Genomic DNA, 17467 nt, shown 5'->3' with positions numbered 1-17467 from the left:
GTCATGGCGACGATTGTACTTTCTGCAGTAGGGGCAGCGGCTGGGGCCTCTGTTGGCGGCGGCATATTGGGGCTGTCATCCGTGGTCATCGGACGTGCTATCGGTGCGACCATCGGGCGTGCTATTGATCAACGTGTCATGGGCGTTGGCAGTCAAGTTGTTGAAACGGGTAAAATTGATCGTTTTCGGCTGACCGGTGCCTCTGAGGGCACTGGAATCGCTCAGGTTTATGGTCGCATGCGTGTGGGCGGTCAGGTTATCTGGGCGACGCAGTTTCAAGAAAATTCTTCCACCACAGGTGGCGGTGGCAAAGGAACATCGTCGCAGCCGAAAGTCACAGAATACAGCTATTCGATTTCATTGGCGATCGCGCTGTGCGAAGGCGAGATTTCACGCGTTGGTCGTATTTGGGCGGACGGCATTGAAATCGCACCAGAAGATGTGACCATGCGGGTCTATACGGGCGCTGATGATCAAATGCCGGACCCAAAAATGGAAGCGGTTGAAGGCTCAGGTCTCGTGCCAGCTTATCGTGGCGTCGCTTATGTTGTGTTTGAGGATTTGGATCTGTCGAGCTTTGGCAATCGTGTGCCGCAGTTCTCTTTTGAAGTGATGCGCCCCGATCAATCGACAGAGTTCAAAAGCGATATGACCCATTTGGTCAATGCCGTGGCAATGATCCCTGGAACTGGTGAGTACGCTTTGGCCACCACCCCGGTTTATCTAACAGGCGATGTTGGAGAGACGGTCGCTGCAAATTTGAATTCTGGGTCTAGTAAAACGGATTTTGAAACCTCTGTTGACGCCTTAAAAGACGAATTGCCGAATTGCGGATCGACGTCTTTGGTTGTGTCTTGGTTCGGGGATGATCTGCGTGTTGGCAATTGTCGTCTTTTGCCGAAGGTGGAACAGGCCGATGTGGATGGTAACAATATACCATGGACGGCCGGCGGGTTTTCCCGCGCAACGGCGTCCCTCGTGCCCACTGATATCGATGATCGTGTGATATACGGCGGCACGCCTTCTGATCAGTCCGTGATGGAAGCCATCATTGCGCTGCAAGATGCTGGGCAAGCGGTGATGTTCTATCCTTTCATCCTAATGGATCAATTGGCTGGAAATGGTTTGACGGACCCGTGGAGTGGCGCTGATGATCAGCCCGCGTTGCCATGGCGCGGTCGCATCACGACGTCGCTGGCACCTGATCAAGCTGGCACGACAGATGGCACAGCCGCCGCAGACGCGGAGGTCGCTGCCTTCATGGGGGCTGCTCAGGTTAGCGATTTTTCAATCGTGGACGGTGCTGTGTTATATTCGGGACCGGCTGAAGCCTCATACCGTCGGATGATTTTGCATTATGCGCATCTCTGTGCGGCTGCTGGCGGCGTGGATGCGTTTTGCATCGGGTCTGAAATGCGCGGGCTCACTCGTATTCGGGGCGCGAATGGATTTCCGGCTGTTGATGCGCTTATTCAATTGGCTGCCGATGTGCGGGGCATTTTGGGGGCGAGTTGCAAGATCAGCTATGCTGCCGGTTGGTCCGAATATTCCGGCTATTCGCTGAACGGCGATCTGTATTACCCGCTGGATGCGCTCTGGGCCGATGACAACATCGATTTTGTCGGTATCGACAATTATATGCCTTTATCTGACTGGCGCGATGACGAGGGTCATGCGGATGAAGCTTATGGATCGATTTACAATCTTGAATACCTCAAAGCCAACGTTGAGGGCGGGGAGGGCTATGATTGGTACTACGCCTATGACGAGCACGCCGACGCCCAAATTCGCACGCCGATTCAAGATGGCGCTTATGGCGAAGATTGGGTTTGGCGTTACAAAGATATTCGCAGTTGGTGGGAAAACGACCACCATGAGCGCATTTCAGGTATACGTGTCGAGACGCCAACCCTATGGGAGCCTCAATCAAAACCGATTTGGTTTACCGAAATTGGCTGTGCTGCAATAGACAAAGGCACCAATCAGCCTAATAAATTTATTGATGCGAAATCATCTGAAAGCTCTTTGCCCAAGTATTCAAACGGGCGACGGGATGATTACATTCAATTGCAATATGTTCGCGCACTGACTGAATATTGGGCCGAAAGCGAGGTCAATCCTGTCTCCGAGGTTTACGGATCACAGATGGTTGATATGTCGCGTGCTCATGTTTGGGCTTGGGATGGGCGTCCCTATCCTGCGTTTCCAACGGTTACGTCGCTGTGGAGCGACGGTGGTAATTACGCCAAGGGGCATTGGCTCAATGGGCGTTCAACGGCACGGTCTTTGTCGGATGTTGTGACCGAAATTTGCGCGCGATCTGGTGTGACCGGCGTGGATGTGTCCAAGCTATACGGCATTGTGCGCGGCTACACAGTTGGGGAAATCTCAGGCGCACGATCCGCGCTGCAACCCTTGATGTTGGCTTTCGGGTTTGAAGCGATTGAGCGCGATGGCCTTTTGACCTTCAGGTCGCGCGATGGAAAATCGCAGGAGGATGTGACGCAAGATACACTCGCTATGTCATCGGACAGGGATGGTGCGCTGGAGCTCACACGGGCACCTGAGGCTGAAGTGGCAGGCAAAGTCCGCCTGACCTTTGTCGATGCCGATGCCGACTATGGCGCGCGTGCCGAGGAGGCTCTGTTCCCTGACGAGCAAAGCCGTTTGGTCTCGCAGTCTGAGTTGCCTTTGGCGCTCACGCGTACCGAAGGCCGCCAGATCGTTGAACGCTGGTTGGCTGAGGCGCGGATTGCGCGGGACACGGCGCGGTTTGCCTTGCCGCCGTCTAATTTTGTGCTTGGGGCTGGCGATGTGATCGCGTTGAACAGCGACGCTGGCAAAACGCGCTACCGCATTGATCACGCAACGCTTGGAACATCCCGCGAAGTCGAAGCGGTTCGCGTGGAAGAGGAAATCTACGAACCCTCTGACATGGTCGAAGAAATTGTAACAGCTCAACCGTTTTCAGCGCCTGTGCCTGTGCTGTCGCAATTCATGGACTTGCCGCTGTTGACAGGGGACGAGACGCCTTATGCACCATATATTGCAGCAACAGCGCGCCCTTGGCCCGGATCAGCGGCTGTTTATGCGTCCAGTTCAGACAGTGGATATGGGCTAAACACGTTGCTGCCGGCTTGGGCCACAATTGGGACCACGCAGACAAGTTTGAGCGCCGCAGATCCTGCCATTTGGGATCGTGGGCCAGTGCTACGGGTGAAACTTGTGCGCGGAGAACTGAGTTCAGCGCCCGAGATTGATGTGCTTAATGGGGCCAATGTGGCCGCCATCGGTGATGGATCGGCGTCTAATTGGGAAGTGTTCCAGTTTGCCAATGCGACACTTGTTGGACCTGACACTTATGAAATCTCGTTGCGTTTGCGCGGACAGGCGGGGACGGATGGGCTTGCTGCATCATGGCCGATTGGATCGCGTTTTGTATTGATCAACGATGCCCTGCGCCAAATCGACATTGCGCAATCCGCAAGGGGGCTCGCGCGTCATTACCGTATTGGTCCATCGCAACGGTCCTATGATGATCCAAGCTACACCCACGTTGTGGAAGCCTTCGATGGCATTGGGCTCAGGCCCTATGCGCCAGCCCATTTGCGTGCCTCACATTTGGCATCGGGTGACACATCGGTCACTTGGGTTCGGCGCACGCGCATCGATGGCGATAGCTGGCAATCGTCCGAAGTCCCTTTGGGTGAAACATCGGAAAGCTACCTCGTGCAAGTTGTGCAAGGGGGCAGTGTTCTACGCGAAGACTATGTGACGTCGCCGTCTTGGACCTATGCAGCATCACAAAAGACCGCAGATGGCCTGTCTGGCCTCTATACCATTCAAATTGCCCAGATGTCCGACAGTTTCGGCGCGGGCCTTTTCAAAAGGATTGAGATCAATGAGTGATACAACCCGCTTTTCACTGCCCCTTTTGCAGGCCGCACAGGCGCAAAAACATGTCACCGTCAACGAGGCTTTAACGCGTCTTGATGGTTTGATGCAGCTGCGTTTGCTGTCTGTCACACTGAATACCCCACCTTTAACGCCACAAGAAGGGGACGCCTACGGTGTTGCCAACTCTGCGGTGAATGACTGGGCTGGCTTCGAGGGCAATCTTGCATTGTTTGTCAGTGGCGGTTGGGTCTTTGTTCCCGTCTCACTTGGGATGCGCGCCTATATCGTGGATCAAAATGGCTGGGCCGGTTTCGATGGGACTGCTTGGCAAATGGGGCTGCAAACGTTGTCTGGCAATGGCGCGGGCATGCAGTTTTTGGTCAAAGAAATTGATCACACGGTTGCTGCTGGTGCCACCTCTTCTGTGACACTTGCGCTGCCGGGACAGGCCGTCGTTTACGGTGTGACGGGACGTGTCTTGAGCGACATTACGGGGACGCTGACTGGATATTCTGTTGGCGTTTCAGGGTCGAGCAACCGGTATGGTGCGGGCCTGTCTTTGTCGTCTGGCAGTTGGATGCGCGGCCTCACCGGCACGCCTTTGACCTATTATAGCGACGAAGATTTGATTTTGACTGCAGAAGGTGGCGATTTCACTGCTGGTGATATCCGTTTGGCAATCCACTATGCACAATTCTCTTTGCCCAGAGCCTAGCGCGGGTCTCTTGGCGCTAAAAATATTATGAAATCAGAACCCTTGTGCCATTTGGCGCGAGGGTTTTGGTTTTTCTGACGCCCTTGTGCGATTATTCAGCAGCAAGTTCACTTGCGTTTTGGAATTCGAGCCTATCTATAGTAATCTCAAGAAAAGAGGATCAGCATGATGGCCAATACCCGTACAAAACTTTCAGAACTGGACCCCGTTTGGACGCAAATCGTCAGCGAGGCGCGCCAAGCTGTTGATGCTGAACCGCTTTTGGGTGGTTTGGTCCATGCCTGCATCCTACATCACACCACGCTGGAAGACGCATTGGCATATCGTCTCGCACAAAAGTTGGCCTCTGCGGATATGTCAGAACAACTTTTACGTGAGCTGATTGATGAGGCCTATGCCGATGATCCAACGCTAGGCCAATGTGCGCGCGCCGATATCGTCGCGGTGTATGATCGAGACCCTGCTTGCCACCGATACATTCAGCCTTTGTTGTTTTTTAAAGGCTTCCAAGCCATCCAAGCCTACCGCGTTGCCAACTGGCTGTGGCGGCATGGGCGCAAAGATCTGGCTTATTTTATTCAGATGCGTGTGTCAGAACAGTTCTCGATCGACATTCACCCTGCCTGTAAAATTGGCCAAGGCTTGTTTTTGGACCACGCCCATTCACTTGTCTTTGGCGAAACAGCTGTGATTGGCAACAACGTTTCCATTTTGCATTCCGTGACCCTTGGCGGCACAGGCAAAGAAGACGAAGATCGTCACCCGAAAATTGGTGATGGCGTTTTGATCGGTGCTGGCGCGAGTGTTCTTGGCAATATCAAAATTGGCGCATGCTCTCGTATTGCCGCTGGGTCTGTTGTGCTAAGCGAAGTGCCGAACTGTAAAACAGTTGCTGGTGTACCTGCCAAAATCGTAGGCGAGGCTGGGTGTTCGCAGCCATCCGTGTCGATGAACCAGCTGATCGGCGCGCGCGAAAAATAAACTGCAAATTGTTGGATTTGGAATAGAAAAGCCCCTGTCAGATCACACTGATGGGGGCTTTTTGTTCGATTTGTACAAGTCTAGTCAATTGATCCGTTTTGGAACAGCTTGTGAAAATCAGTGCCACTGAGCGTTGTATCGAAAACGCCTGTACCAAATTCCCGATGTGACAGGGCACGCAGATGTGCTGTGAACTGATCAAAGGGCACCCATCTCTTTTCGCCCGCAGCAGATATTAAGTAAACGCGTGAGGCTTGCTCCGGCTTGGTCAACAGTGGCGTCAGGGTGCGTGTATTTTCCACCACTCCAAAGTGCTCGAGGCTGTTTGATTTACCAGCACCTTTGGCACGCAATAATCGCGTAAGTTTTCTAAAAACACTTAATGGGTGGAGTTTTATTTCGAACAGCTCAGCATGATGAATACCGTCTTGCTCTGCAAGGATTTGAAGCTCAACCCCATCCGCTTGAATCGCCGTAATCTCGGCCTTTGAAATTTCATTTGCGTTTCGGAAGTCTTTACGCGAGATACCAAATTTTACCTGATACCCGTCAATGCATGCAGTGCTGTTGTCATTTTTCAGCATTGAAGACACGGCCTTTGCCTCATGCCAACGGGCCTTAACCCATGCGTCGCCACCGTAATTGGCGACACTCTTAGCTGACAACAGCGTATCATCGTCTTGGGCCTTGATTTCCGCCTGTGTGAGAGACCCAATTACCGCGACAATGTGACGACACAACTTGATGTCCTCACGCGTTGAAAAAGCATTCAAACCAATGTCATAGCCGCGTTTCGTTTCATAGACCATAACGCCTCTGAGCGATTTACCCGATATGAAATAGACCGCGCCGTAGGGATTGTTTTTGACGCGAACGTTTTGATCATCAATCGCATCCAGAACGGTTTGCTCTGTGACTCTAATTTCAGTTTTCAGGTTAAAATAAAAGCTCACAATCGCAATCCCAGTTGTCTTCAGTTCATTTCTGTTTGCATATAAAAGGCCACCGAAATCTAATTTCAGTGGCCTTTCTGTCTTATATTTCAGGTCAAAACAAACCCTTTGTAAAAGGCTTAGGCAAGCATCGCCACTGGGTTTTCCAAGTTGTCGACGATGGCATTGAGCAGGTTTGCACCCACAGCACCATCAATCACACGGTGATCAACAGACATGGTGACGGACATCACTGTCGCCACTGTCAATTCGCCGTCTTCGCCAACCACAGGCTGTTTTTTGCCTGCCCCAACCGCCAAGATACCGGCATGTGGCGGGTTCACGATGGCGTCGAAATTGTCGATGCCGAACATGCCCAAGTTGGAGATCGCGAACGATCCGCCTTGGTACTCTTGTGGTGCCAGTTTGCGCTCGCGTGCGCGTTTGGCCATGTCTTTCATCTGCGTGGACAAAGCGGACAAAGATTTCATGTCTGCATCTTCCAAAACAGGCGTGAACAGCCCGCCCTCAATCGCAACAGCCACGGCCACATCAGATGATTTCATCTGCAAGACACGGTCACCAGCCCAAACAGCATTTGCCTCAGGCACCTGCTGCAACGCATTGGCAACGGCTTTGATGATAAAGTCATTCACAGACAGTTTCACACCGCGCGCTTCCAACTGTTTGTTAAGCTGAGAGCGGAATTTGAGCAGCGCATCGAGTTTGATGTCGCGGCGCAGATAGAAATGCGGAATGGTCTGTTTCGCCTCGGACAGGCGTGCAGCAATAACTTTGCGCATGCCGTCGAGTTTGACTTCCTCGTAAACACGACCTTCGTACATTTTCGCAACAACCTCTGCAGAGGCACTTTGTGGGGCCGCTGGTGCAGAGGCCGCAGCGGGTGCTGCCGCTTTTGGAGCATCAACTTTTGGTGCCGCAACTGCGTTTTCAACGTCTGCTTTAACAATGCGACCTTTGGGACCAGAGCCCGCAATGCCAGTCAGATCCAAGCCCTTTTGCGCAGCAATGCGGCGCGCCAAAGGTGACGCAAAGATGCGCTCACCTGTGGCTGCAACCGGAGCCGATGGGGCAGGGGTTGCAACAGCCGCTTCTGGTGCTGGCGCTTCAGCGGGGGCCGCTGAAGTTGCGGGCGCAGGAGCAGGAGCCGCCGCGCCAACATCTGCCATAGCAGAGGCATCTTCGCCCTCTTCGAGCAAAATTGCGATCTGCGCGTTGACCTTAACGCCTTCGGTGCCTTCTGCGACGGTGATCTTGCCGATCACACCTTCGTCGACGGCCTCGAATTCCATCGTGGCTTTGTCGGTTTCAATCTCGGCGATCACGTCACCGGAATTGACTGTATCACCCTCTTTCACCAGCCATTTGGCCAATGTACCTTCTTCCATTGTCGGAGAAAGCGCGGGCATGAGAAGTTCGATAGCCATGTGTCAGTCTCCTTAACGGTAGGTTACAGATTTAACCGCATCGACGATTTCGTCGATGGTGATCAAAGCGTGTTTTTCTAGGTTCGCAGCATAGGGCATCGGCACGTCTTTACCTGTGCAATTGATCACTGGCGCGTCCAAGTAATCAAACGCTTCTTGCATGATCACATTGCTGACATATCCGCCGACAGATCCTTGTGGCCAGCCTTCCTCAACAGTCACGCAGCGGTTGGTTTTGCGTACGGAAGCCAGCACAGTTTCGGTATCCATAGGGCGCAAGGTCCGCAGGTTGATCACCTCAGCCGCGATGCCTTCTTCGGCCAATTTCTCAGCCGCTTCCAAGGCATAGCCGACACCGATGCCAAAGGATACGATGGTCACATCGTCGCCTGCGCGTTCGATTTTCGCTTTGCCGAATGGAATGGTGAAATCGTCCATTACTGGCACATCGAATGATTTGCCGTACATGATTTCGTTTTCGAGGAAGATCACCGGGTTGTCGTCGCGGATCGCTGTTTTCATCAAGCCTTTGGCGTCAGCGGCCGAGTAGGGCATGACCACTTTCAGGCCAGGCACTTGCATGTACCAAGCGGCGTAACATTGTGAGTGCTGCGCGCCAACACGGGCAGCGGCACCATTGGCACCACGGAACACCATAGGCGCACCCATTTGACCACCGGACATGTACAATGTCTTGGCGGCAGAGTTGATCAGGTGATCGATGGCTTGCATGGCAAAGTTGAAGGTCATGAATTCAACGATCGGACGCAGACCGCCGAAAGACGCGCCGGTCGCGATGCCGGCAAAGCCGTGCTCGGTGATTGGCGTGTCGATGACACGTTTTGCGCCGAATTCGTCCAGCATGCCTTGGGAGATTTTGTAAGCGCCTTGGTATTCGGCCACTTCTTCGCCCATTAAGAAGACGTTTTCGTCACGACGCATTTCTTCGGACATCGCATCACGCAGCGCTTCGCGTACTGTGGTGGATTTCAGCTCTGTGCCTTCAGGGTAATCAGGCTCAACGGGTGTTGGTGCAGGGGCAGGAGCAGGAGCCGCTGCAACAGCAGGTGCCGCCGTCGCAACAGGGGCTGCTTCAACAGGCGCTGCTGCCGCTGGAGCAGAGGCGCTCAGGTTCGATGCGTCTTCGCCTTCGTCGACCATGATCGCGATGGCCTCGTTGACTTTGACGCCTTCTGTGCCTTCAGCCACGAGGATTTTCCCCATGATGCCTTCGTCCACAGCTTCGAATTCCATCGTCGCCTTGTCGGTTTCGATCTCAGCGATGATATCGCCGGATGAAATGGTGTCGCCCTCTTTGACGAGCCATTTCGCAAGTGTGCCTTCTTCCATTGTCGGAGAGAGGGCGGGCATAAGTAGTTCAATAGCCATGAGTGAATTCCTCCCTCGAATTAGGCGTAAATGTCTGTCCAGAGTTCTTCCAAAGCGGGCTCTGGGCTCTCTTTGGCAAACTCGGCTGAGGCGTTGACCACGGTTTTGATCTCTTTATCGATAGCTTTGAGATCGTCCTCAGTGGCGTGGTTGCCTGTCAGCAACAAAGACCGGATCGCTTCAATTGGATCACGTTCTTCGCGCATCTTTTGCACTTCTTCGCGTGAGCGGTATTTGGCCGGATCAGACATGGAGTGACCACGGTAACGGTATGTTTTCACTTCCAAAATATACGGACCTTTGCCCGCACGGCAATGCGCCACAGCTTTTTCAGAGGCTTCTTTCACCGCCAGCACATCCATGCCGTCGACTTCTTCACCTGCGATGCCGTAAGCCGCGCCACGTTCCCACAAGGATGGCGATTTGGTTGAACGCTGAACGCTCGTGCCCATAGCGTATTGGTTGTTCTCGATGACGAAAATCACCGGCAAGTCCCAAAGCTGCGCCATGTTGTAGGTCTCGTAAACCTGACCTTGGTTGGCAGCGCCATCGCCGAAGTAGGCGAAGGTCACATTGTCATTGCCTTTGTATTTATCAGAGAACGCCAAGCCAGCACCAAGCGGCACTTGCGCGCCAACGATGCCGTGGCCACCATAGAAATGTTTCTCTTTCGAGAACATGTGCATGGAGCCGCCTTTGCCTTTGGAGTAACCACCCTCACGACCGGTCAATTCGGCCATGACGCCGTTTGGATCCATGCCGCAAGCCAGCATGTGCCCGTGATCACGGTAAGATGTGATGCGTTTGTCGCCTTCTTTGGTCGCGGCCTCAAGCCCGACAACAACGGCTTCTTGGCCGATGTAGAGGTGACAAAAGCCGCCGATCAGGCCCATGCCATACAACTGGCCCGCCTTTTCTTCAAAGCGGCGGATAAGGAGCATGTCCTTGTAATACGTGAGCAATTCGTCTTTTGAAACATTCGCTTTGCTCGCGGTATTTGCGGTGGTCTTTTTGGGCGCCATACGGCTTCCTCCTCCAAAGTCGCAGATATAGTTTAGTGTTAAACTATATTATATAGAGTTCTGCCTGCAATTGCACCAAGAATTTACTATGCGCTGCGTGCAGCTGCTATGCATTTCATGCAAGGCTATGGTCTGGCCTGAGCGATAGCAAGCGGTTCATGCGTATTCGTATTGATGTGGGGTTGATTGAGACAGGGGTGCAGTGGAGGATTGGGTTCGCTAAGAGTGCTCTAAAGTGTTTCAAAACGAAGCCGAGTCACGGCTTGGTTTCGAAGCGTGCGCAACATCATTTGGTTGCTTGCGCTTCAAGTTAAACCTGTGACTCAAGTCTAACTTGCAACGCTTTAGATGCACCCTTAGCGAATGACCAACTCATCGGCGCGGACATAACCCAGAACATCTCGCGCTTGCTCGTCGAGAAGATCCAGGTCCAAATACCCGTCAGACATGCGCAACGTTTTGTTGCGCATAACTTCAAGATTTGCCGCAAGTGTCGCACTCTTCGCTTGTAGGTCTTCAAGTTCCGCCTCAATTTGAATGCGGCGGAACAGCCCGTACTCACCCTGCACAGAGGCAAAGGTGAAGTAACCGCCAAGTGTGACGATTATGGCTGTATATATCAGAACAGCAATAGAAGGACGTTTGCGGATGGACGCCATGATAGGGGTGTTACCTGTAGTTACTGCCACGGCCACCTCTTATGGGTGATCCGTAGAGAGACTATGTCATAGGCGAATCGCTTTGTGAATCCCTTTTCGAATCACTTTTTCATTTTTTTGACATTGGATTCATGTCATTGAATCAATCTGTTACGGGGTGCGTTGTGCAAAACGCAAAAGGGGCGCAGCATATCGCGCTGCACCCCTTTGTGATGTCTATATGTAGTGGGTTTAGCCCGCGACAGAGGCCGCGTGGATTTCGGTTGTTGCTGTGCCGAGAATGGCATCAAAATCACTATCCGCTTGTTTGGCGTTCAACCCTTGGATCAAAGCGCGCGAGAAAGACGCGATCATGCCAGTGTTTTGCGCCAGTTTGGCGTTGGCTTCTTCACGTGAATAGCCGCCAGACAAAGACACAACTTTCAAAACCCGCGGGTGGTCGATCAAGGGTTTGTAGAAATTCGCCTCAGTCGGCAATGACAGCTTCAACATCACCTGTTTGCTCTCATCAAGTGCGTCGAGTTCTGCCAAAATTTCAGCGCGCAAGATCGCCTCGGCTTCGGCTTTGTCTGCGATGGTGATGGTCACTTCAGGCTCAAGCATTGGCATCAGGCCCGCTTTGATCACCTGTTCGCCGATCTCGAACTGTTGTTTGACGACAGCTTTGATGCCCGCTGGATTGGCCGCATTTACGACGGAGCGTTCTTTGGTGCCAAACACACCTAAACTTGCCGCGCGCGCCAAAAGCTCATCCAGACCGGGGTTTGGCTTCATCAGCTGCACGCCATCAGCTTCAGCTTCCAAGCCTTTGTCGATTTTCAAAAACGGCACAACGCCCTTTTCCTCGAACAGATATTGCGGTGTGGGTTTGCCAGCCACTTGGCGATCCATTGTCATTTCAAACAAAATCGCGCCGATGACTTTGTCAGAGGTGAAAGCAGGGGACTGCATGATACGCGACCGCATGGCGTGGATCATGTCAAACATTTGTTCGTCGCCGTTGTATTCGTTCGGTTCGATCCCGTATTGCGCCAGTGCTTTTGGAGTAGATCCCCCTGATTGATCAAGGGCTGCGATAAAACCTTGGCCGTCGCGGATTTTGGCTGTCATTTCTTGGATCGACATGGAGATTCCTCATTCATCTGAGTCCCGTCGGCGGGACTGGTCATGGGTCTGTGCTGTGATTAGCGTGGCTTTGATTTTCGCGCAATTGTGGTCGCGCTAACATGAGGAATGGTTGCGCTAACGGGGCATATGTTGGCGCTAACAGGTTGGTCCTTTCATCGTTTTAACAAAAGATATGCGTTTGATCATTGTGCTCAGATCAAAAAAAACGCCTGCACTCGATGTGAGGCAGACGTCTTTAAAAGTCTTGATCGTGCAAAAAGGCTTAGCCGAGCGCAGCCACACCTGGCAGTTCTTTGCCTTCCATCCATTCAAGGAAAGCGCCGCCTGCGGTCGAAATATATGTAAAGCTATCTGCCACACCCGCCGCATTCACCGCTGCCACAGTGTCTCCGCCGCCTGCCACAGAAATCAAAACGCCTGCATCGGTTTGCTTTGCGATTTCAGCCAGCATCGCAAAGGTGCCCGTGCCAAAGGGCTCTAGCTCGAATACGCCCAAAGGTCCGTTCATGATCAAGGTCTTGGAGGCGGCGATCACCGCATTGATCCGGTCAACAGATTTGGGGCCTGCATCGAAAATCATCGCGTCAGCGGGGCAGGCGGCCACATCCACCGTTTCATGTTTGGTGTTTGCCGCAAATTCCCAAGCGATGGTCACATCCACAGGCAGGATAATCTCGCAGCCTGCCTCATCAGCTTTTTTCAAAATGTCGCGTGCGGTATCTGCTAAATCGTGCTCGCATAAGGACTTGCCCACATCGATGCCTTGGGCCGCTAAAAACGTATTGGCCATGCCGCCGCCAATCACCAAATGATCAACTTTGCGCACGAGATTGCTTAGCAGATCCAGCTTGGTCGACACTTTCGCGCCGCCAACAACGGCCACAACGGGGCGCTCAGGTTTGGACAAAGCGGCTTCCAAGGCAGACAGTTCTTGCTGCATCAAGCGACCAGCACAAGAGGGCAGCAAATGCGCGACGCCAGTGGTCGAAGCATGGGCGCGGTGGGCCGCAGAAAACGCATCATTGCAAAAGATGTCACCAAGTGAGGCCAGAAACTGCGCCATTTTCGGGTCGTTGTCTGTTTCCATATTGGTGAATCGGGTGTTCTCAACCAAAACAACGGACCCTGCAGGCAAAGCCTCCAGCGCCTCGCGAGACGGTTTCTCGATAAATGTCACATCGCGGCCCAGCGTTTCATTCACCGCAGGCAACACATGCGACAAAGACAGTTCAGCCACATATGCGCCTTTCGGGCGACCAAAATGGGCCAACATCACGGGCATGCCGCCTTTTGCAACGATTTCGTCAATCGTCGGTTTGATGCGCTCAATACGTGACGCGTCGGTGACGCGACCGTCTTTCATGGGCACATTGATGTCCACTCGTGTGAGCACAATCTTGCCGTTCAAATCCATGTCGTCGAGCGTTTTCCAAGTCATGTGGGTATCCTTGCGCGGGGGCGTTTGATGAATTTCTTCTTGTTTGCCCGCCCTCGCGTTCAAGGTCAATGGGTGCATATCAGGCCAGCCAAAGCCGTTCACGCAAACTTGCCCTTTCCCTTGGCGGTTTTGCACCTTAGGTTGCGCGCCAAACAGATATATTTTTCAGATAAGGAACCACACCATGGCCGATATCAAAGACCCAGAAAACACAATCCTCGTTGAGCTTGAGCACGGCCAAGTCGTGATCGAACTTTTGCCTGACGTCGCTCCACAGCACTGTGTGCGTATGAAAGAACTCGCGCGCGCAGGCGCTTACGACGGCGTTGTCTTTCACCGCGTGATTGACGGCTTTATGGCCCAAACAGGCGATGTTCAGTTTGGCAACCAAAACAAAAATTTTGAAATCCGCCGTGCGGGCACAGGCAGCTCTGACTTGCCTGACGTTCCTGCAGAGTTTTCCAGCCTGCCACATGATCGCGGTACGTTGGGTGCGGCGCGCAGCCAGAACCCTGATTCTGCGAACTCGCAGTTTTTCATCAACTTTTCCGACAACCACTTCCTCAACAACCAGTACACTGTCTATGGCCGTGTGATTTCTGGTATGGAAGCTGTCGACAAAATCACCCGCGGCGAGCCTGCTCAATACCCTGATTGCATGATCTCTGTGAAAGTGGCTGCTGATGTTTAAATCAACGGTTGCAGCTTTGGCTTTGCTCGCAAGTGCCCCTGCCTTTGCGACAGGTCTTGAGATCACTGTTGCGGGCGAAAGCAATGGCGTGATCAAAATCGATTTGCTCGAAGATGTGGCCCCGGGCCATGTCGCGCAGATCACCAAACTGGCCTCTGAGGGCGCATATGATGGCGTGGTGTTTCACCGCGTGATCGATGGTTTCATGGCGCAAACAGGTGACGTGCAATTCGGAAAAACCGGCGGCGCAGATTTCAACATGTCCCGCGCGGGCATGGGCGGATCGGACTATCCTGATTTGAAAGCCGAATTTTCAAACGAAAACTTCGACACAGGCGTTGTGGGGATGGCACGCAGTCAGAACCCAGATTCCGCCAATTCGCAGTTCTTCATCATGTTCGAACCCGCGCAGCACCTCAACGGTCAGTACACCGTTGTTGGTCGCGTGACCGAAGGCATGGATGTTGTGAATGCGATCAAAAAAGGTCGTGGCGCAAACGGCGCTGTCATTGGCGATCCTGACAAAATGGTCTCTGTGACTGTCACAGACTAAACGATTTTGCGAAAAGACATGTAAAGGGCCTCGCATCTGCGGGGCCTTTTGCGTTGATGCTGAGTAAATGCAAGTTGATGTTGAGTAAATGCAAAAAGGGGCCGCAACTGCAGCCCCAATTCAATCTAAATGTTCGATAAGTTCTATTTTAAAACGATCAACGCGTGGCGTTTTTTACCGGCAGATAGCTTCATTGGGCTTGCCAAATCCGCAACTGTTACCAAAACACCAGCGTCCTTGTGGTCTGCGTCATTCACTTTCGCACCGTTGTCTGCAAACAGGCGTTTGGCTTCTTTACCCGTGGCAGACAGGCCCGCACGTACAAACAATTGCACGATGGAAATGCCGTCACCAATGTCGTCGGCGGTCAATTCAAGCGTTGGCAGATCATCACCGGTGCCGCCCTTTTCAAAGACTTCGCGTGCCGTTGCCTCAGCCGCCTCAGCCGCAGCGCGACCATGCAATAGGGCAGTGACTTCATTGGCCAAAATGATCTTGGCCTCATTGATGTCAGAGCCTTGCAAAGCCCCTAAACGATCGCATTCGTCAACTGGGATTTCTGTGTAAAGCTTCAAGAACCGTCCTGTGTCTGCGTCCGTTGTATTGCGCCAGAACTGCCAGAACTCATAAGAGCTAAGCATTTCGTCATTCAACCAAATGGCGCCCCCTTGGGATTTGCCCATCTTTTTGCCATCAGATGTGGTCAACAAAGGCGAGGTCAGCCCATAGATTTCATGGTCCAAAACGCGGCGTGTCAGGTCGATACCATTGATGATATTGCCCCATTGATCCGACCCGCCCATTTGCAACAAACAACCGTATCGACGGTTGAGTTCCAAAAAGTCATAAGCCTGCAAAATCATGTAGTTAAATTCAAGAAACGACAAAGATTGTTCGCGATCAAGCCGTGATTTTACACTTTCAAACGACAGCATCCGGTTGACCGAAAAATGCTTGCCGATGTCGCGCAGAAATTCAAGATAGTTCAACCCATCCAGCCATTCCGCGTTGTTCAACATCTTCGCGCCTGTGGGCGTGTCATCATAGGACAGGTATTTCGCAAAGACTTTTTGCATCCCGTTGATGTTTTCGTTGATCTTTGCGTCCGTCAAAAGCGGGCGTTCATCGGCGCGAAAGCTTGGGTCGCCCACTTTCGTGGTGCCGCCGCCCATCAAAGTGATCGGCTGGTGACCCGTTTTTTGCAACCAGCGCAGCATCATGATGTTCAGCAAATGCCCTACATGTAGCGAGGCCGCAGTGGCGTCATAGCCGATATAGGTCGAAACAACACCCTTGCTCAGGGCTTCATCAAGGCCTTGATAGTCTGTGCAATCGGCGAGAAAGCCGCGCTCGATCATCACTGCCATAAAGTCTGATTTGGGGTGGTATGTCATTGCAATTTTTATCCATTTGAAGGGTTAGCAATGCCTGATATATCTGGCCAAACGCCAAAGGGAAAGAGTGTCATGGCCGTGAAAAACAAAGCAGAGCCAATTTGGATCGCGGGCTGCATGTCAGGCACCTCGCTTGACGGGGTCGATGTGGCGCTTGTCTTGACCGATGGCGAGACGATTTTCGAATTTGGCGACAGCTTTTTTCGTCCCTACTCAAAGGCCGAACAGGAAATCTTGCGTGCCAATTTAGGTCTTTGGAAAGCCTCTGATGAGGCGGTCGAATTGATCGAAATAGCCCATGCTCAGGCCTTGAGTGAATTGCAAGGGTTTGATTTTATTGGATTTCATGGCCAGACCTTTGCGCATGATCCAAGAGGCTTAGGCACCTATCAAGCGGGTGATGGCGCCGTTTTGGCGCAGATTTTTAATGTGCCCGTTGTTTGGGACTTTCGCTCGAATGACGTGGCGATGGGGGGGCAAGGTGCGCCGCTGGCGCCGTTTTTCCACCATGCCTGCGCGCGTTATATTGATGCACGCGAACCGCTGGTTTTTTTGAACTTAGGCGGCGTGGGCAATCTGACGTGGGTCAATCCGGCTATGACCAATCCGGCTGAAACTGGCGCGGTTTTGGCCTTTGATACGGGGCCAGCCAATGCGCCGATCAACGATTTGATGCAGGCGCGCTTAGGTAAATCTTTTGACGAAAACGGTGATTTGGCCGGCCAAGGAACAGTAGATTTAGACCTTTTGAACGCGTTTTCGCGTCATGCTTATTTTGCAAAAATGCCGCCTAAGTCTCTGGATAGAAATGACTTTCATGATGTGTTGTCGCAAGTGAAAGCCTTGGATGACGCCGATGCCGCGGCCACGTTGACTGCTATGGCCGCAGCCTCTGTCGCACAAGGGATGGAGCATTGTCCAAGCCCGCCCAAGCGGATTTTGGTCTCTGGTGGCGGGCGCAAAAACGCAGTGATGATGGCGATGATTTCCGCTGCTCTTGATTGTCCTGTCGAGCCGATAGAAGCCGTGGATTTGGACGGCGACATGTTGGAAGCGCAGGCCTTTGCTTACCTTGCTATGCGGGTCAAGCGCGGCTTGCCGACGAGCTGCCCAAGCACCACCGGGGTTGCAGCGGCTGTGGGCGGTGGGCAGGTGTCCACGCCAGACGGGGCGAAGGTTTAACGACATTAAGGCATGAGGTTTAAACAGTTTAAACCTTG

The 17467-nt window shown here is 52.7% G+C and carries 14 protein-coding genes; 6 read left to right on the top strand and 8 right to left on the bottom strand.

Annotated features, from left to right (window positions below):
* Positions 1 to 3: 3 nt before the first annotated feature.
* The 3 genes from KO497_RS18790 (at position 4) to cysE (ending at position 5593) form a co-directional block, all read left to right on the top strand.
* Positions 4 to 3909, top strand: a complete 3906-nt coding sequence (locus KO497_RS18790) for a baseplate multidomain protein megatron (protein WP_215945497.1) — start codon at positions 4 to 6, stop codon at positions 3907 to 3909.
* Entirely contained in the window at positions 3902 to 4612 is a 711-nt protein-coding gene (locus KO497_RS18785) for a DUF2793 domain-containing protein (protein WP_215945496.1), read from the top strand. The genes KO497_RS18790 and KO497_RS18785 overlap by 8 nt, the downstream gene beginning before the upstream one ends.
* A 168-nt stretch (positions 4613 to 4780) precedes the next feature.
* The gene (gene cysE, locus KO497_RS18780) at positions 4781 to 5593 is read left to right on the top strand and encodes a serine O-acetyltransferase (protein ID WP_215945548.1); all 813 of its coding nucleotides are present in this window, start codon (positions 4781 to 4783) and stop codon (positions 5591 to 5593) included.
* 80 nt (positions 5594 to 5673) lie between these two features.
* Here cysE and KO497_RS18775 read toward each other — a convergent pair whose 3' ends face one another.
* The 7 genes from KO497_RS18775 to KO497_RS18745 form a co-directional block, all read right to left on the bottom strand.
* Positions 5674 to 6546: a hypothetical protein gene (locus KO497_RS18775; protein WP_215945495.1), complete on the bottom strand. Its 873-nt coding sequence runs from the start codon at positions 6544 to 6546 to the stop codon at positions 5674 to 5676.
* A 119-nt stretch (positions 6547 to 6665) separates the two neighbouring features.
* Complete coding sequence (locus KO497_RS18770; RefSeq protein ID WP_215945494.1) at positions 6666 to 7973, bottom strand: pyruvate dehydrogenase complex dihydrolipoamide acetyltransferase; 1308 nt, start codon at positions 7971 to 7973, stop codon at positions 6666 to 6668.
* Positions 7974 to 7985: 12 nt separating this feature from the next.
* Positions 7986 to 9362 carry a pyruvate dehydrogenase complex E1 component subunit beta gene (locus tag KO497_RS18765; RefSeq protein ID WP_215945493.1) on the bottom strand — a complete coding sequence of 459 codons (1377 nt, stop codon included), beginning with the start codon at positions 9360 to 9362 and terminating at the stop codon, positions 7986 to 7988.
* Positions 9363 to 9382: 20 nt separating this feature from the next.
* Entirely contained in the window at positions 9383 to 10384 is a 1002-nt protein-coding gene (gene pdhA / locus KO497_RS18760) for a pyruvate dehydrogenase (acetyl-transferring) E1 component subunit alpha (protein ID WP_215945492.1), read from the bottom strand.
* 356 nt (positions 10385 to 10740) lie between these two features.
* Positions 10741 to 11043, bottom strand: a complete 303-nt coding sequence (locus KO497_RS18755; protein WP_215945547.1) for an FtsB family cell division protein — start codon at positions 11041 to 11043, stop codon at positions 10741 to 10743.
* 231 nt (positions 11044 to 11274) lie between these two features.
* Entirely contained in the window at positions 11275 to 12168 is an 894-nt protein-coding gene (locus tag KO497_RS18750; RefSeq protein WP_215945491.1) for a fructose bisphosphate aldolase, read from the bottom strand.
* Between the two features lie 265 nt (positions 12169 to 12433).
* Positions 12434 to 13609 (bottom strand): phosphoglycerate kinase, encoded by a 1176-nt coding sequence (locus tag KO497_RS18745; RefSeq protein ID WP_215945490.1) that lies wholly within the window; start codon positions 13607 to 13609, stop codon positions 12434 to 12436.
* A 184-nt stretch (positions 13610 to 13793) separates the two neighbouring features.
* Here KO497_RS18745 and KO497_RS18740 point away from each other — a divergent pair, with 184 nt between their 5' ends.
* Together KO497_RS18740 and KO497_RS18735 are read left to right on the top strand one after the other, a co-directional pair.
* Positions 13794 to 14300: a peptidylprolyl isomerase gene (locus KO497_RS18740; RefSeq protein WP_215945489.1), complete on the top strand. Its 507-nt coding sequence runs from the start codon at positions 13794 to 13796 to the stop codon at positions 14298 to 14300.
* The gene (locus KO497_RS18735) at positions 14293 to 14853 is read left to right on the top strand and encodes a peptidylprolyl isomerase (RefSeq protein WP_215945488.1); all 561 of its coding nucleotides are present in this window, start codon (positions 14293 to 14295) and stop codon (positions 14851 to 14853) included. The genes KO497_RS18740 and KO497_RS18735 overlap by 8 nt, the downstream gene beginning before the upstream one ends.
* 143 nt (positions 14854 to 14996) lie before the next feature.
* On the opposite strand, the gene tyrS is transcribed toward KO497_RS18735, so the two are convergent.
* A complete protein-coding gene (gene tyrS, locus KO497_RS18730) occupies positions 14997 to 16247 on the bottom strand; it encodes a tyrosine--tRNA ligase (protein WP_215945487.1) in 1251 nt (416 codons plus the stop codon).
* 72 nt (positions 16248 to 16319) lie between these two features.
* On the opposite strand from tyrS, the gene KO497_RS18725 reads away from it, so the two are divergent.
* Positions 16320 to 17429, top strand: coding sequence for an anhydro-N-acetylmuramic acid kinase (locus KO497_RS18725; protein WP_215945546.1), 1110 nt, complete (start codon positions 16320 to 16322; stop codon positions 17427 to 17429).
* The last annotated feature ends 38 nt before the right edge of the window (positions 17430 to 17467 follow it).

Source organism: Pacificibacter marinus (genome assembly GCF_018860665.1).
In the GTDB taxonomy this organism is placed as follows: Bacteria; Pseudomonadota; Alphaproteobacteria; order Rhodobacterales; family Rhodobacteraceae; genus Celeribacter; species Celeribacter marinus_A.
This window is presented reverse-complemented; position numbering and strand designations above follow the sequence as displayed.

What these genes read in the sequence shown, in the direction of transcription:
- tyrS (WP_215945487.1), bottom strand. Translation starts at nt 16,247, where the DNA reads ATGACATACCACCCCAAATCAGACTTTATGGCAGTGATGATCGAGCGC.
- KO497_RS18755 (WP_215945547.1), bottom strand. Translation starts at nt 11,043, where the DNA reads ATGGCGTCCATCCGCAAACGTCCTTCTATTGCTGTTCTGATATATACA.
- KO497_RS18740 (WP_215945489.1), top strand. Translation starts at nt 13,794, where the DNA reads ATGGCCGATATCAAAGACCCAGAAAACACAATCCTCGTTGAGCTTGAG.
- KO497_RS18770 (WP_215945494.1), bottom strand. Translation starts at nt 7,973, where the DNA reads ATGGCTATCGAACTTCTCATGCCCGCGCTTTCTCCGACAATGGAAGAA.
- KO497_RS18785 (WP_215945496.1), top strand. Translation starts at nt 3,902, where the DNA reads ATGAGTGATACAACCCGCTTTTCACTGCCCCTTTTGCAGGCCGCACAG.
- KO497_RS18765 (WP_215945493.1), bottom strand. Translation starts at nt 9,362, where the DNA reads ATGGCTATTGAACTACTTATGCCCGCCCTCTCTCCGACAATGGAAGAA.
- KO497_RS18750 (WP_215945491.1), bottom strand. Translation starts at nt 12,168, where the DNA reads ATGTCGATCCAAGAAATGACAGCCAAAATCCGCGACGGCCAAGGTTTT.
- KO497_RS18790 (WP_215945497.1), top strand. Translation starts at nt 4, where the DNA reads ATGGCGACGATTGTACTTTCTGCAGTAGGGGCAGCGGCTGGGGCCTCT.
- KO497_RS18735 (WP_215945488.1), top strand. Translation starts at nt 14,293, where the DNA reads ATGTTTAAATCAACGGTTGCAGCTTTGGCTTTGCTCGCAAGTGCCCCT.
- pdhA (WP_215945492.1), bottom strand. Translation starts at nt 10,384, where the DNA reads ATGGCGCCCAAAAAGACCACCGCAAATACCGCGAGCAAAGCGAATGTT.
- KO497_RS18725 (WP_215945546.1), top strand. Translation starts at nt 16,320, where the DNA reads ATGGCCGTGAAAAACAAAGCAGAGCCAATTTGGATCGCGGGCTGCATG.
- KO497_RS18745 (WP_215945490.1), bottom strand. Translation starts at nt 13,609, where the DNA reads ATGACTTGGAAAACGCTCGACGACATGGATTTGAACGGCAAGATTGTG.
- cysE (WP_215945548.1), top strand. Translation starts at nt 4,781, where the DNA reads ATGGCCAATACCCGTACAAAACTTTCAGAACTGGACCCCGTTTGGACG.